This window comes from Duganella sp. 3397 (assembly GCF_031456625.1).
GTDB classification, from domain to species: domain Bacteria; phylum Pseudomonadota; class Gammaproteobacteria; order Burkholderiales; family Burkholderiaceae_D; genus Rugamonas; species Rugamonas phyllosphaerae.
The window spans coordinates 805,130-819,943 of sequence record NZ_JAVDVB010000002.1; the positions used below are offsets into that span (position 1 = coordinate 805,130).

At 66.2% G+C, this 14,814-nt stretch carries 12 protein-coding genes; 11 read left to right on the top strand and 1 reads right to left on the bottom strand.

Translation table 11 applies throughout. The features are described 5' to 3' along the window. Positions 1-157 precede the first annotated feature (157 nt). Positions 158-1,534, bottom strand: coding sequence for a YihY family inner membrane protein (locus J2X54_RS08010; protein WP_310179679.1), 1,377 nt, complete (start codon positions 1,532-1,534; stop codon positions 158-160). A gap of 82 nt (positions 1,535-1,616) precedes the next feature. Between J2X54_RS08010 and wrbA the strand changes: the two genes are divergently transcribed. The 11 genes from wrbA (at position 1,617) to J2X54_RS08065 (ending at position 14,769) form a co-directional block, all read left to right on the top strand. After that, complete coding sequence (gene wrbA, locus J2X54_RS08015; protein WP_070252013.1) at positions 1,617-2,225, top strand: NAD(P)H:quinone oxidoreductase; 609 nt, start codon at positions 1,617-1,619, stop codon at positions 2,223-2,225. A gap of 11 nt (positions 2,226-2,236) precedes the next feature. Further along, on the top strand, positions 2,237-2,644 hold the full coding sequence (locus J2X54_RS08020) for a DUF2069 domain-containing protein (protein WP_310179680.1): 408 nt from the start codon (positions 2,237-2,239) through the stop codon (positions 2,642-2,644). Then, positions 2,641-4,059, top strand: a complete 1,419-nt coding sequence (locus J2X54_RS08025; protein WP_310179681.1) for an FAD-binding oxidoreductase — start codon at positions 2,641-2,643, stop codon at positions 4,057-4,059. The genes J2X54_RS08020 and J2X54_RS08025 overlap by 4 nt, the downstream gene beginning before the upstream one ends. 11 nt (positions 4,060-4,070) lie before the next feature. Continuing rightward, positions 4,071-4,520 carry a DUF4124 domain-containing protein gene (locus tag J2X54_RS08030; protein WP_310179682.1) on the top strand — a complete coding sequence of 150 codons (450 nt, stop codon included), beginning with the start codon at positions 4,071-4,073 and terminating at the stop codon, positions 4,518-4,520. Continuing rightward, entirely contained in the window at positions 4,520-7,090 is a 2,571-nt protein-coding gene (locus J2X54_RS08035; protein ID WP_310179683.1) for an FtsX-like permease family protein, read from the top strand. The genes J2X54_RS08030 and J2X54_RS08035 overlap by 1 nt, the downstream gene beginning before the upstream one ends. Next, complete coding sequence (locus tag J2X54_RS08040) at positions 7,090-8,175, top strand: carotenoid 1,2-hydratase (protein ID WP_310179684.1); 1,086 nt, start codon at positions 7,090-7,092, stop codon at positions 8,173-8,175. The genes J2X54_RS08035 and J2X54_RS08040 overlap by 1 nt, the downstream gene beginning before the upstream one ends. A gap of 19 nt (positions 8,176-8,194) precedes the next feature. Then, positions 8,195-10,066, top strand: coding sequence for an ABC transporter transmembrane domain-containing protein (locus tag J2X54_RS08045; RefSeq protein WP_070252019.1), 1,872 nt, complete (start codon positions 8,195-8,197; stop codon positions 10,064-10,066). A 25-nt stretch (positions 10,067-10,091) separates the two neighbouring features. Next, positions 10,092-11,180 carry a beta-eliminating lyase-related protein gene (locus J2X54_RS08050; RefSeq protein WP_310179685.1) on the top strand — a complete coding sequence of 363 codons (1,089 nt, stop codon included), beginning with the start codon at positions 10,092-10,094 and terminating at the stop codon, positions 11,178-11,180. 77 nt (positions 11,181-11,257) lie between these two features. Continuing rightward, positions 11,258-12,811 carry a DEAD/DEAH box helicase gene (locus tag J2X54_RS08055; protein WP_310179687.1) on the top strand — a complete coding sequence of 518 codons (1,554 nt, stop codon included), beginning with the start codon at positions 11,258-11,260 and terminating at the stop codon, positions 12,809-12,811. Between the two features lie 273 nt (positions 12,812-13,084). Further along, positions 13,085-14,056, top strand: coding sequence for a thymidylate synthase (locus J2X54_RS08060; protein ID WP_310179688.1), 972 nt, complete (start codon positions 13,085-13,087; stop codon positions 14,054-14,056). Continuing rightward, positions 14,053-14,769 carry an alpha/beta hydrolase gene (locus J2X54_RS08065; protein ID WP_310179689.1) on the top strand — a complete coding sequence of 239 codons (717 nt, stop codon included), beginning with the start codon at positions 14,053-14,055 and terminating at the stop codon, positions 14,767-14,769. Before J2X54_RS08060 ends, J2X54_RS08065 begins: the two co-directional genes overlap by 4 nt. Positions 14,770-14,814 lie beyond the last annotated feature (45 nt).

Here is a 14,814-nt window from a genome sequence, read left to right on the forward strand (position 1 = left end):
TGGGTTGAAGATGTCATTGTTTATTGTAATGTTTAAGCCCAAAGCCGAATGTAGCCTATGCATGGCAAAAAATCCAGCACCGCGCCCCACGATATTGCAAGAATTTGCTTTGGGTGTTACAGCGCGCTCATGCTGCGCTGCAACCAAAGCGCCGCGATCAGCGGCAATCGATCGGGCCGAAATGGTCGGCCAGACTTTTGCCCAGGCCGGTTTCCACCGCGTTCTCCACCACCCGAGCCAGCTGCGCCGCCTCGCGCGCCGACAGCTGGTCGCGCTCGTCCGTGCCGTCATCGACCACGCCAGCATTGACCGCCATGCCGCCGAACACGAACAGGCGGTACACCTCGGCCAGGGTCAGCTTCTCGACATTGGCCAGCAATACCCAGTGGTCGCTGCCATCGGACACCCGCTTGCCCCACTGCACCCTTCGCGGCGCCGGCACGTTGACGCGCCCCACCCAGCCTTCGGCCAGCATTTTTTCAAGCAGGCTATCCATCTCGTCGAAACCGAGGCGGGTACGGGTGCGGATGGTGCCGGCGCTGACCAATGCCGTATCGCCGCATTTGCAGGCGAGGAACAGCACCTTCAGGATCGCCATCGCATCGACGAATTCGCCGCCCGGCTTGGCCTCGTGCCACCAGCGCTCGTATTTGACCACCGGCAGCGCGGCCACCAGCAAGGCGCCGATCAAGGTGATCACCCACGAAACGTAAATCCAGACCAGGAACAGCGGCAAGGCCGCCAGCGCGCCGTAAATCTTGGAATACGTGGGGAACTGCGTGATGAAAATGGCGAAGCCGCGCTTGGCCAGCTCGAACGCCACGCCGGCCACCAGCCCGCCCCAGGCGGCGTCGTACCAGTCGACGTCGCGGTTCGGCACCGCCACGTACAACAGCGTAAAGCTGGCGGTGGTCACCGCCAGCGAGGCAAACGTGTAGATAATCGCGCCCACCACCGGAAACTGCTCGAACAGGCCCGACGTGGCCAGGAACACCGTGGACGACAGCGTGAGCGAGACGCCGATCAGGAGCGGCCCCAAGGTGATGATGGCCCAGTACACCAGGATGCGGCGGGTCCAGCTGCGTTCGCCGCGCACGCGCCAGATGCGGTTGAACACGCGCTCGATCAGGTTCATCATGGCGATCGAGGTAAAAATCAGCGCCACCGCGCCCACCGCCGACAGCCGCGTGGCCTTGGACGCGAACATGGTCAGGTAATTGAGGATGGTGGCCGATATCGTCTTGGGCATCACGCTCTGGACGAAATACGCTTCCAGCGACGCGCGGAAGGTATTGAACATCGGGAAGGTGGTGAAGATCGCCAGCGCGATGGTCAGCAGCGGCACCAGCGCGAACACGGTGGTAAAGGTGAGGCTGCCGGCCACTTGCGGCAGGCTTTCCTCGCGCAGGCGGCGGTGGGCGAACAGCACCAGGTCGCGCACCTCGGACCACGACAACGCGCGCACGGTATTGACGCCGTTGCGGCAGCTGCGCAGCAGGTAGCGGAAAATCGGTAGTATATATTTTTGGAACATGAGCGATAATCGACATTCAGAAGCTGCGGCGCCGCGATTTTCACTCCGCCCGCGCCCGCTTTAACCCCCTATAATACCTGCGATGAGCCAACCCAATCTGATTATTCTTGTCCTGTTCTACTCGCGTCACGGCGCTACCCGCAAATTGGCCGAGCTGATCGCCCAGGGCATCGAGAGCGTGCCGGGCTGCGACGCCCGCCTGCGCACCGTGCCTGCCGTGTCCACCGTCGTTGAGGCCACCGCGCCCGACGTGCCGCTCGACGGCGCGCCGTACGTCGAGCTGGACGACCTGGCCGAATGCGCCGGCATCGCGGTGGGCTCGCCCACCCGCTTCGGCAATATGGCCGCGCCGATGAAGTATTTTTGGGATGGTACTTCGGGCCAGTGGCTCGCCGGCGCGCTGGCGGGCAAGCCGGCATGCGTGTTTACATCCACCGGCAGCCTGCACGGTGGCCAGGAATCGACCCTGCTCACCATGATGGTGCCGCTGTTCCACCATGGCCTGATGGTCATGGGTCTGCCCTACACCAACCCGGAACTGATGACCACCGCCAGCGGCGGCACGCCGTACGGCGCCAGCCACTGGGCCGGCCTCGATGGCGCCCGCCCGATCACCGACGACGAAAAACGCCTGGCCATCGCGCAAGGCCGGCGCCTGGCCGAAACCGCCGTCAAGCTCGCCGCCCGCTAGAGGAAAAAACGATGCACACCACCTTGCACAAGTATGTTCACTGGGGCGCCGTCGGCAGCCTGGGCCTGTTGATCGTCTGGTGCGTGTTGTGGGAGATGGTGATCGCACCGTTGAAGCCAGGCGGCTCGTGGCTGGTGCTGAAGGCAGCGCCGCTGCTGCTGCCGCTGTACGGCGTGTGGAAGCGCGACATCTACACCTTGCAGTGGACCTCGATGATGATACTGCTGTACTTCACCGAAGGCGTGGTGCGCGGCTGGAGCGACGCCGACCGCGCTTCGGCCTGGCTGGGCTGGGGCGAGGCGATCATCGTCTGCGTGTATTTTGCCTGCGCGCTGCTGTACCTGCGGCCATATAAACGCGAGGCGAAAAAGCTGGCCAAGGAACTGCTCGACAAGGTAAAGGTTACCACGGTCAAATGACGGCTACCGGCAGCGCCTTCCTGGACCAGTGCCGCGCCATCGTCGGCGCGGACCACGTGCTCGAGCTCGATGCCGACAAGGCCGCGTTCCTGACCGACCAGCGCGCGCGCTACACGGGCCGCGCGCTGGCCGTGCTGCGTCCCGCCACCACCGAACAAGTGGCCGCCCTGGTGCGCACCTGTGCGCAGTACCGCGTGCCCATCGTGCCGCAGGGCGGCAATACCGGGCTGGTGCTGGGCAGCGTGCCCGACACCGGCGGCGCGGCCGTGGTGCTGTCACTGGCGCGCATGAACGCCGTGCGCCAGGTCGACGCCGTCAACCGCACCATGACCGTCGATGCCGGCTGCATCCTGCAACAGGCGCAAGAGGCGGCAGCCGCGCAAGGCTGCCTGTTCCCGCTGTCGCTGGCGGCCGAAGGCAGCTGCACCATCGGCGGCAACCTTGCCACCAATGCCGGTGGCACGGCCGTCCTGCGTTACGGTAATACCCGCGACCTGTGCCTGGGGCTGGAAGTGGTGACCCCGCAGGGAGAAATATGGAACGGCTTGCGCGGACTACGCAAGGACAATACCGGCTACGACCTGCGCGACCTGTTCATCGGCGCCGAAGGCACGCTGGGCGTAATCACCGGAGCCGTGCTCAAACTATATCCGCAGCCGAAAGCGGCCATTACCGCGCTGGCGGCGCTGCCCTCACCGGTCCACGCGCTGCGACTGCTGGGGCTGATGCAGGACTTTTGCGGCGCCAGCCTGACCGGTTTCGAATTGATGTCGCAGTACTGCCTGGAACTGCTGGCGCGCGAATTCCCGCAGCTGCCGCAGCCGTTCACGACGCCCCATGCGCAATACGTGTTGCTGGAACTTTCGAGCAGCGAATCCGAAGAACACGCAGTAGGGCTGCTGGAACGGGCTATCGGCGCGGCTTTGAATAGCGGCGTGATCGACGACGCCGTGGTGGCCACGTCCATCGCGCAGTCGACCGGCCTGTGGCGACTGCGCGAGCATATCCCCCTGGCGCAGGCCAGGGCCGGCAAGAACATCAAGCACGACATCTCGCTGCCGGTCTCGCGCAGCGCCGACTTCATCGCTGCCACCGGCCCCAAGCTCGAGGCCGCCTTCCCTGGCTGCCAGCTGGTGTGCTTTGGTCACCTGGGCGACGGCAACCTGCACTACAACGTGGCCCCGCCCATGGGCGTGTCCAACGAGGAATTCCTGCTCAGGCAAGACGCCGTCAACCGCGTGGTGTACGACAGCGTGGAGAGCTTCGGCGGCTCGATTTCGGCCGAGCACGGCATCGGCGCGCTGAAAAGAGACGAGCTGGTGCACCATAAATCGGCGGTGGAACTGAACATGATGCGGGCCATCAAAGCTGCGCTGGATCCGCTCGGTATCATGAATCCCGGGAAAATTTTGTGAACGGGACCGCCATGCAACCTCATCTACCTCGTCTGTTAGTGCCTTGCGCCTTGTTGTGCGCGTTGAACGTGGCGCACGCGCAAGACATCCATAAATGCGTTGTCGGCGGCCAGGTCAGCTACAGCGACCTGCCCTGCCCGGCCAACGCCAGCTCGGCCAGCACGCTGACCAGGCCATCGGCGCCCGCCTCCGATCCGCAAGCAGCAGCCAAACTGGCCCGCGCCCGCAAGGAGTCGGCCGCGCTGGAAAAAACCCGCCTGGCGCGCGACGAGCGCGAAGCCAAACTCGACGCCAGGGCGGCGCAGGTCGCAGCCACGCAGGAACGCAAGTGCGGCAAGCTGCGCCTCAATCGCCAGTGGGCCGAGGACGACGCGCGCCGCGCCACCGCTGCCACCATCGATAACGCTCGACTGAAAGCCCGCCGTGCGGCCGAACTGCTGGCCATGGAGTGCAATCGCTGATGACCTCAATGGCGCCGGGACGGTTGAAAAGCTGGCTGCTGCTGGGCGAATGGCGCGCGCACCCGGTGCGCACGCTGGTGGCGGTGGCGGCGATCGCCATCGGCATCGCGCTCGGCTTTGCCATCCACCTGATCAACGCCGCCGCCTTCAACGAATTTTCCTCGGCCATCAAGGGCCTGTCCGGCGTGGCCGACGTGCAGGTGCGCGGCACCGAACCGGTCTTCGACGAGAACATCTACCCGGTGTTGGCAGCCCTGCCCGAAGTGGTGGTGGCCTCGCCGATCCTGGAAGTGGAAGCCTCGATTCCGGGCCAGCGCAGCGCGCTCAAAATTCTGGGCATCGACGTCTTCCGCGCCGGCTTCATCTCACCCGACCTGGTGGGCGCGCCGTCGGAAGAGCACCTGCAGGACACCATTTCGGACGACGCGATCTTCCTCTCCCCCGCCGCCCAGCAGTGGCTGTCAGCGCGGGAAGACAAGCCGCTGCAATTCCAACTGGGCGTGGGCACGGTGGCGCTGCGCTACGCCGGCGCCCTGCAAAGCGCGCGCGCCGGCCAGCGCCTGGGCGTGATGGACATCGGCGCGGCGCAGTGGCGTTTCGACCGGCTGGGCAAGCTGTCGCGGGTGGACCTCAAGCTACGCGACGGCGTCAACCGCGACGTCTTCAAGAACACCTTGCAACAGCGGCTGCAACGCGACCACCCGGGCCGCTTCCTGGTCAACCAGCCCAACGACGAAGACCAGAGCAGCCGCAACGAAGGCATGAGCCGCGCCTACCGCGTCAACCTGACGGTATTGGCGCTGGTTGCCTTGTTCACCGGCGCGTTCCTGGTGTTTTCCACCCAGGCGCTGTCGGTGATCCGCCGCCGCAGCCAGTTCGCGCTGCTGCGCGTGCTGGGCATGGAACGGCGCCAGTTGCTGCGCCAGATCCTGCTGGAGGGGCTGTGCCTGGGCGTGCTGGGTTCGGCCATCGGCATCGCCGCCGGCTATGGCCTGGCCGCCACCGCCCTGCATTTCATGGGCGCCGACCTGGGCGCCGGCTTTTTCTCCGGCGTGCGGCCCACCGTGCATTTCACGCCGGTAGCGGCTGGCGTGTATTTCGCCTTGGGAGTGACCGTAGCGCTGCTCGGTTGCGCCGCGCCGGCGTGGGATGCGGCGCGCGCCAAGCCGGCCGTCGCGCTCAAGTCCGGCACCGAGGAAGCGGCAATCTCTCGCCTGGCCACGGTGTGGCCGCCGCTGGCCGGCATGGTCCTGGCGGCGCTGCTGTCACAGGCGCCGCCCATCTTCGAGCTGCCCATCTTCGGCTACCTGTCGATTGCGCTGCTCTTGATCAGCGTGATCGCGCTGATGCCGCGCCTCGCCGCCGCCGTCTTCCGCGCCGCGCACCGGCGCTGGAGCGTGGTCGTGGCCAGCCGCCCGGGCGCGTCACCGGTGCTCACGCTCACGCTGGCGCGCCTGCCCAACGCGTCGAGCCAGGCCGGCATCGCCTTGGGAGGCGTGCTGTCGAGCTTTAGCCTGATGGTGGCGATGGCGATCATGGTGTCGAGCTTCCGCGTATCGCTCGACGACTGGATGCGCCACATCCTGCCGGCCGATGTGTATGTGAGCACCGTCAGCGGCGGGGCCACGGCCGGGCTGCGGCCGGCGCAGCAACAGGCAATCGCCGCGCTGCCCGGCGTCGAGGGCACCGATTTCCTGCGCGTGCAGTCCATCGCGCTCGCTGCCGACCGCCCGGCCGTGGCGCTGATCGCGCGCGATGTCGATGCCGATGATCCCGCCAGGGTGCTGGCGATGGTGGGGGATATTCGCACGCCGGTTGCAGGCGAACCGCCGCCGGTGTGGGTTTCCGAGGCGATGGTCGATCTGTACGGCATGGCGGTCGGCAAGCGTATCGAGCTGCCGCTGGCGGGCCGTCAGCATGCATTCACGGTCGCCGGCGTGTGGCGCGACTATGCGCGACCCACCGGTTCGATCCAGATGCGCCTCTCCGACTACCGCGCCATCACCGGTGACCCGGACGCCAGCAGCGTGGCGCTGTGGCTCAAGGATGGCGCCAACCAGCCCGGCATCGAGCGCGCCTTGAAGGCGCTGCCGTTCGCCGCCACCCTCGACATCAGCACCCCTTCGGACATCCGCGACATGTCGATGAAGATTTTCGACCGCAGCTTCGCCATCACCTATTTGCTCGAAGCGATCGCCATCGTGATCGGCCTGTTCGGCGTGGCCGCCACCTTTTCGGCCCAGACCCTGGCCAGGGCCAGGGAATTCGGCATGTTGCGCCACGTGGGCGTCACCCGCCGCCAGATCCTGGCCATCCTGGCCATCGAAGGCGGCTCGCTCACCGCGCTGGGCATCGCCACCGGCTTCGTGCTGGGCTGGGTGATCAGCCTGATTTTGGTCTTCGTGGTCAATCCGCAGTCGTTCCACTGGACCATGCAGCTGCACCTGCCGTGGGGCTTGCTGGCGGGGGTCGCCGCGCTGCTGCTGTCGGCGGCCGCGCTGACCGCGCTGCTGGCAGGGCGGCAGTCGCTGTCGGGCGGTCCGATCCGCGCCGTGAGGGAGGACTGGTAATGCAGCTTGTACGAATATTTTTGGCGGCGCTGCTGTGGTGTGTGGCAGGACCGGCACTGGCAGAGGCGCCCAGGTTCGCGTCCGTCACGCCGCTGGCGCGCGGCGCCGCGTTGACCTTCCCGCTCGATTACGGCGCCCATCCCGATTACAGGACCGAGTGGTGGTACGTCACCGGCTGGATCGAAACGCCCGACGGCAAGTCGCTCGGCTACCAGGTCACGTTCTTCCGCAGCGCCAGCGACCATGACCGCGCCAACCCCAGCCAGTTCGCACCCACGCAGCTGATCATCGGCCACGCCGCGCTGTCCGATACCGCCAACGGCAAGCTGCTGCACGACCAGCGCAGCGCGCGCGAAGGCTTGGGGCTGGCCTACGCAAAAGTGGGCGACACCGACATCAAGCTCGACGACTGGCGCATGGCGCGCCAGCCCGATGACAGTTACGCAGTCCATGTCGAGGCGTCCGGCTTCACCCTGGAACTGAAGCTGGCGCCGTCGCAGCCCGTGCTGGTGCAAGGCGTGGGCGGCTATTCGCGCAAGGGGCCGCGCCCCAGCCAGGCCAGCTATTACTACAGCGAGCCGCAGCTGACCACCACCGGCACCCTCACCCGTGCCGGCCAGGCGGTGGCGGTCAAGGGGGCCTCGTGGCTGGACCACGAATGGTCGTCGCAGGTGCTCGATACCGAGGCTGCCGGCTGGGAGTGGATTGGCGCCAACCTCGACGACGGCGGCGCCCTGATGGCATTCCAGATTCGCAGCAAGACAGGTGCTAAACTGTGGGCCCACGCGACATGGCGCGACGCTTCCGGTAAGATCACGCAGTTCGCGCCGGAACAGGTGGATTTCACGCCGCAGCGGCGCTGGCGTTCGCCGCGCACCAAGGCCGAGTACCCGGTGGCCTTGCGGTTGACCACCGGCGCCACCATCTGGCAGGTGGGCCCGTTGCAGGACGACCAGGAGCTCGATTCACGCCGCTCGACCGGCGCCGTGTACTGGGAAGGCGCGGTCCTGCTGCGTCGCGACGGCAAGCGCGTCGGCCGCGCCTACCTCGAATTGACGGGCTATGTCCGCCCCATGAAATTATAGTAAACAGATAAGCCACACGATGACCAATAGCACCACCGCCAGCCCTGTCAACAGCAAGCCCGCCCAAACCCCGGCGCCGTCCACCGCGCGCGTCGCCGAAAAAGGTAGCATTGCCACCCTGCGCGGCCTGCTGCCGTTCCTGGCGCCGTACAAGCGCCAGTTCTTCATGGCCGGCCTGGCGCTGCTGGTCGCCGCCGCCGCCACGCTGGCGATTCCCGCCGCCTTCAAGCAGATGATCGACCTCGGTTTCGGCAGCGCTGCCAGCGTGCCTGGCGCCGTCGGTGACAAGAGCATCAAGCACGTGGACCTGGTGTTCCTGGCGCTGTTCGGCCTGGCCACCGTGCTGGCGCTGGCCACGGCCGCGCGCTTTTACACCGTCTCGTGGCTCGGTGAACGGGTGACCACCGACATCCGCGACGCCGTCTACAGCCACGTGGTCAAGCAAAGCCCGGAGTTTTTTGAAACTACCCAAACCGGCGAAGTGCTCTCTCGTATCACCACCGACACCACGCTGATCCAGGCCGTGGTGGGCACCAGCATCTCGATGGCGCTGCGTAATTCGCTGCTGTTCATCGGCGGCCTGGTGATGCTGTTCGTGACCAGCCCCAAGCTCTCTGCCATCATCATCGGCCTGCTGGTGCTGACCGTCCTGCCGATCATCATTTTTGGCCGCCGCGTGCGCAAGCTCTCGCGCGATTCGCAAGACCGCGTGGCCGACGCTTCCGCCATGGCTGGCGAAATCCTCAACGCCATGCCCACCGTGCAGGCCTTCACCCACGAAAAGATCGAAGCTAACCGCTTCAGCGCATCGGTGGAAGGAGCGTTCCAGACCGCCATGCGCCGCATCCGCGCGCGCGCCATGCTGACCATGATCGCCATCGTGCTGGTGTTCGGCGCCATCGTGTTCGTGCTGTGGCTGGGCGCCCACGCCGTGATCAACGGCGAAATGACGGGCGGCGACCTGGGCCAGTTCATCCTGTACGCGTCCATCGTGGCCGGCGCCATCGGCGCGCTGTCGGAAGTGATGGGCGAAGCCCAGCGCGCCGCCGGCGCCACCGAGCGCCTGCTGGAACTGATGGCAGTCAAGTCGGCCATCGAAGCGCCGGCAAAACCGCTGGCGCTGCCGCCGCGCGCGGCCAATGGCGCGTCGCTCAGCCTCGACAACGTGACCTTCCTGTATCCGTCGCGCCCCGAATCTGCAGCACTGAGCAATCTGACGCTCGACATCAAGCCCGGTGAAACCGTGGCCGTGGTCGGCCCCTCGGGCGCCGGCAAAACCACGCTGTTCCAGCTGTTCCTGCGCTTTTACGATCCGCAGCACGGCGCCATCCTGCTCGACGGCGTCGATATCCGCCAGCTGGACCTGCACACGCTGCGCGGGGCGATCGGCATCGTGCCGCAAGACACGGTGATCTTCTCGGCCAACGCCATGGAAAACATCCGGTACGGCCGGGCCGACGCCACCGACGCCGAAGTGATCGCCGCCGCCAGGATGGCTGCCGCCCACGAATTCATCGAACGCCTGCCCACCGGCTACCAGTCGTTCCTCGGCGAGCGCGGCGTGCGCCTGTCCGGCGGCCAGCGCCAGCGCATTGCGATTGCCCGCGCGCTGCTGAAAAACCCGCCGCTGCTGCTGCTCGACGAAGCGACCAGCGCGCTGGACGCTGAATCTGAACGCCTGGTGCAAAGCGCACTGGAAGCGGCCATGGTGGGCCGCACCACCGTGATCATCGCCCACCGCCTGGCCACGGTGCAGCGCGCCGACCGCATCATCGTCATGGAAGACGGCAAAATCGTCGAAACCGGCACCCACGCGTCGCTCGTTGCCCTGGGCGGCATCTACGCCAACCTGGCGGCGCTGCAGTTCCATACCGGGATCGCCTCACATTGACAGCCCCTCCTCGAAAGGGAGCACCTTGAACGACACGGAACTGCGCCAGACCTGCCACACCCTGCTGCCCGGCCATCGCCAGCTGACGCCGGCGCAGCTGTTTGCCGCCATGTCCGAGTGGTGCCAGGTCAACGAGGTCACCAACGACACCTACGGCTGCGGATCGCTGATCCAGGAGTTCGAAGCCAAGGTGGCGCGCCTGCTGGGCTTCGAAGCGGCGCTGTTCTGCATCACCGGCACCATGGCCCAGGCGACTGCGCTGCGCCTGGCCGGCATGGAGCGCGGCAGCCGCCTGGTGGCGCTGCACCCCACCGCCCACATCCTCAAGCACGAACGCGGCAACCACCAGTTGTTCGACCATTTCCAGGCGCTGCAGATCGGCGACGCCAACCGTCCCTGGACGCTGGCCGACCTCGAAGGCATTCCCGACCAGTTGGGCGCCGCATTGCTGGAGCTGCCGATGCGCGAAATCGGCGGCCAGTGCCCGTCGTGGGACGAACTGGCCGCCATCAAGGACTACTGCCGCGCGCGCGGCATTCACCTGCACATGGACGGCGCACGCCTGTGGGAAACCGTTGCCGCATATGACCGCGACGTCGCGCAGATCGCCGCCGGCTTCGATACCGTGTACGTCTCGCTGTACAAGGGCATCGGCGGCATGGGCGGCGCCATGCTGGCTGGCGATACGGCCTTTATCGACCGCGCCCGCGAGTGGTTCCGTCGCCAGGGTGGCAATGTGTATCAGCGCACGCCATACGTGGCGGCCGCCGCCATGCAGTTCGACGCCCGCCTGGCCGCCATGCCCGACTATTTCAAGCGCACGCAATGGCTGTACCAGCAGCTGCGCAAGTATCCGCTGCTGGTGCCGAATCCGGCGCGCCCGCATGCCAACATGCTGCACCTGCATTTGCCGGTGTCACGCGACCATGCGCTCGACATCCGCAACCGCATCGCCAGCCAGCATGGCGTGTGGCTGTTCAACGGCGCCCAGCACGCGGCGCTGCCGCTGCGCTGCTACGTGGAGCTGTACGTGGGCGACAACCTGCTGTACCTGCCAGACGCGCGGGTGCACGAGATCCTGGGCCTGTGGTCGGACGCACTGGCAGACCAGTAACACTTCCCATCTTTTTTCGCGCAAAACAGCCTAACCGGCTACACTGCGCGCTGTTGAACGATATCACCGCACATACCATGACTTTCCAAGCACTGGGCCTGATCGCCCCCCTCCTGCAAACGCTGGACACCCTGGGCTACAAGCAGCCAACCCCGGTACAGAAGCAGGCGATTCCCGCCGTTCTCGCCGGCCGCGACCTGATGGCCGCTGCCCAAACCGGCACCGGCAAAACCGCCGGCTTCGCCCTGCCCATCCTGCAACGCCTGACACTGGAGGGCGAAAACGCCCCCACCGCCGTGCGCTGCCTGGTGCTGGCGCCCACCCGCGAGCTGGCAGAACAGGTATTCGAGAGCTTCCGCAGCTACGGCAGCAACCTGCCGCTGCGCGCGGCCGTCGCCTATGGCGGCGTGCCGATCGAGCCGCAGATCGCCAAGCTGCGCAAGGGCCTCGATGTGCTGGTGGCCACGCCCGGCCGCTTGATCGACTTGCTCGACCAGGGCGCGGTGAGCTTCAAGCAGCTGCAAACGCTGGTGCTCGACGAAGCGGATCGCATGCTCGACCTGGGTTTCGAGCGCGACCTCGACATCCTGCTGGCAGCAATCCCGAAACAGCGCCAGACCTTGCTGTTCTCGGCGACGTTCTCGGACGAGATCCGCAAGCTGACCAAGGGCCTGCTCAAGGACCCGGTCACCGTGCAGATCGAAGCGAGCAATTCGATCACCAAGTCGGTGCGCCAGTGGCTGATCCCGACTGACAAGCGCAGGAAACCCGAGCTGCTGCTGCACCTGTTGAACAAATTCGGCTGGCGCCAGGTGCTGGTGTTCGTCAAGACCCGCAAGGGCGCCGAGGTGCTGGTCAAAACTCTGCACGACCACGGCATCACGGCCGACACCATCCACGGCGACAAGACCCAGCCGGCCCGCCTGAAAGCGCTGGCCCGTTTCAAGAAAGCGGAAGTGCAGCTGCTGGTGGCAACCGACGTCGCTGCGCGCGGCCTCGATATCGAGGCGCTGCCGCAGGTGGTCAATTTCGACCTGCCGTCGGTGGCCGAAGATTATATCCACCGCATCGGCCGCACCGGCCGCGCGGGGCTGGAAGGCGAAGCGATCTCGCTGGTATGCGCCGATGAAGCCGACATGCTCAAGGCTATCGAAACCATGACGCGCCAGGTGATCGCGCGTTTCGAGGAACCGGGCTTCGAGGCCGACCACCGGGTACCAGAGACCGCGCCGGCCGCTGCTGCGGCTGCGGCCGCCAAAAAGGCGGCGGCAGCGGCGCCGGGCAAGAAGAAGCGGCCGTTTACCGGGCCTGCTGGCGGCAAGGCTGGCACGCGTGCGCCCTCTACCTTGGCAACTGGCAGCGGCAAGGCGGCGGCATCGGCTGGCGGTGCCAGGGCGACCACGGGCGGTGGCAAGCCGGTCACTGGCAATGGCAAGCCGGCGGCGCGTTCCCCGTCCGGCCCGGCTTCCGGTGGCGGCAAGCCTGCGTCGCGGGCCCCGGCCAAGGCGGCGGCGCCAAAAGGCGCCATCGTGGTCACCGGTGGGCGCGGCGCCAAATCGCTGGCGCGCGCTGCCGGCAAGGTGACGGCGCAGGCGGGTGGCCGCAAGCCCAAGTCGGGCCCGCGCTCCTGATAAAATAGCGGTCTTTGGGGTCGGCGATACGCGTGCAGCACCGCTATCCGCAAAGCCGTCATTCCGCATCGGCGGACCGCCGCGCAGGCGGGAATCCATAGGCCTGTTGATCTGCGCCAGCTTAGACTGCAGCCACCATTTTGCAAACTCAATATGGAGTCCCGCGTGCGCGGCGGTCCGCCGATGCGGAATGACGGGTGACGCGGTGACGGAGAGCCACCAATCAAGCATGGGCCGCAGCCCCGCATCACAAGCACCACGTTGGAGATTCAAATGAAGCAATACCTGGACCTGATCCAAACCATCCTCGACACCGGCAGCTGGCAGGACAACCGCACCGGCATCCGTACCCTCAGCGTGCCCGGCGCCATGATGCGCTTCGACCTGCGCGAAGGCTTCCCGGCCGTCACCACCAAGCGCCTGGCGTTCAAGTCCGTGATCGGCGAACTGTGCGCCTTCATGCGCGCCTCGCGCAACGCGGCCGAATTCCGCGCGCTGGGCTGCAAGGTATGGGACCAGAACGCCAACGAAAACCGGCAATGGCTCGATAATCCGTACCGCCTCGGCGAAGACGACCTCGGTCCCGTCTATGGCGTGCAGTGGCGCCAGTGGCCCGGTTTCAAGCTGCTCGACGTCGACCAGCACGCGCAGATCGCCGACGCCCAGAACAGCGGTTACCGCCTGATCTCGCAGTTCGACGACAACGGCGTCACCAAGGTGCTGCTGCACAAATCGATCGACCAGCTGCGTGAGTGCCTCGACACCATCGTCAACAATCCGGGCAGCCGCCGCATCCTGTTCCACGGCTGGAATCCGGCAGTGCTCGATTCGGTCGCCCTGCCCGCCTGCCACTTGCTCTACCAGTTCATCCCGAATCCGACCACGCGTGAGCTGTCGATGTGCCTGTACGTGCGCTCGAACGACCTCGGTCTCGGCACGCCGTTCAACCTGGCCGAAGGCGCGGCCTTGATGCACCTGGTGGGCCGCCTGACCGGCTACACCCCGCGCTGGTTCAGCTACTTCATCGGCGACGCCCACATCTACGAGAACCACCTGGACATGGTGCAGGAGCAGCTCACCCGCACGCCGTTCGCCGCGCCGCAGCTGCGCATCTCCGACCGCGTGCCGGACTTTGCCAAGACTGGCAAGTACGAGCCGGAATGGCTGGAAAAGGTCGAGCCATCGGACTTTTCGCTGGAAGGCTATGAGCACCACGCGCCGATCACCGCGCCGATGGCGGTATGACCGTCCATGGCACACGCCTCGACCTGATCCCCGGCACCCTGTGCGACGAACGCATGTGGTCGCGGCTGGCGCCACTGCTCGATGGTTACGACCTGCACCACGTGCCGCTGCATCAAGCACGCACGCGCGAGCAGATGCGCGAGCTGATTGCCCGGCACAGCGTGCCGAAAACCAACCTGGTGGGATTTTCGCTGGGCGCCTATCTCGCGATAGAATACGCGGTGGCGCACCCGGAGCGCGTTAGCACGCTGGTGCTGATCGCCAACTCCTGCAAAGGCTTGCTGCCGACGGAAATCGAAGCGCGCAAGCGCATCGTCGCCATGCTGGAAAAAAACGCCTACTCGGGCATGACGCGCCACCGCCTGCGCGAACTGCTGCATCCCGATCACATGACCGACGCATCGATCACCGGCGTGATCCAGCAGATGGCGGTAGACCTGGGCAAGGACGTGCTGCTGGCGCAATTTACCACCACCATCGACCGTGTCGATTACATGGACCAGCTGCACACGCTGTCGTTCCCGGTGCTGGTCGTCGGCGCCGAGGGCGACCAGCTGGTGCCTGCCGCCGACCTGCGCGACATGGCGGCGCGACTGCCCGATGCGCGGCTCGAGATGGTCGGCGAGCCGACCGGCCATATGATTCCGCTGGAGGCGCCAGGGGCGCTGGCTGCGCTGCTGCACGCGTTCTACCGCTCAACGACTTCTCCATAAAAAAAAGCCTGCGATCAACGCAGGCTTTTTCAGCTTTACACCTTC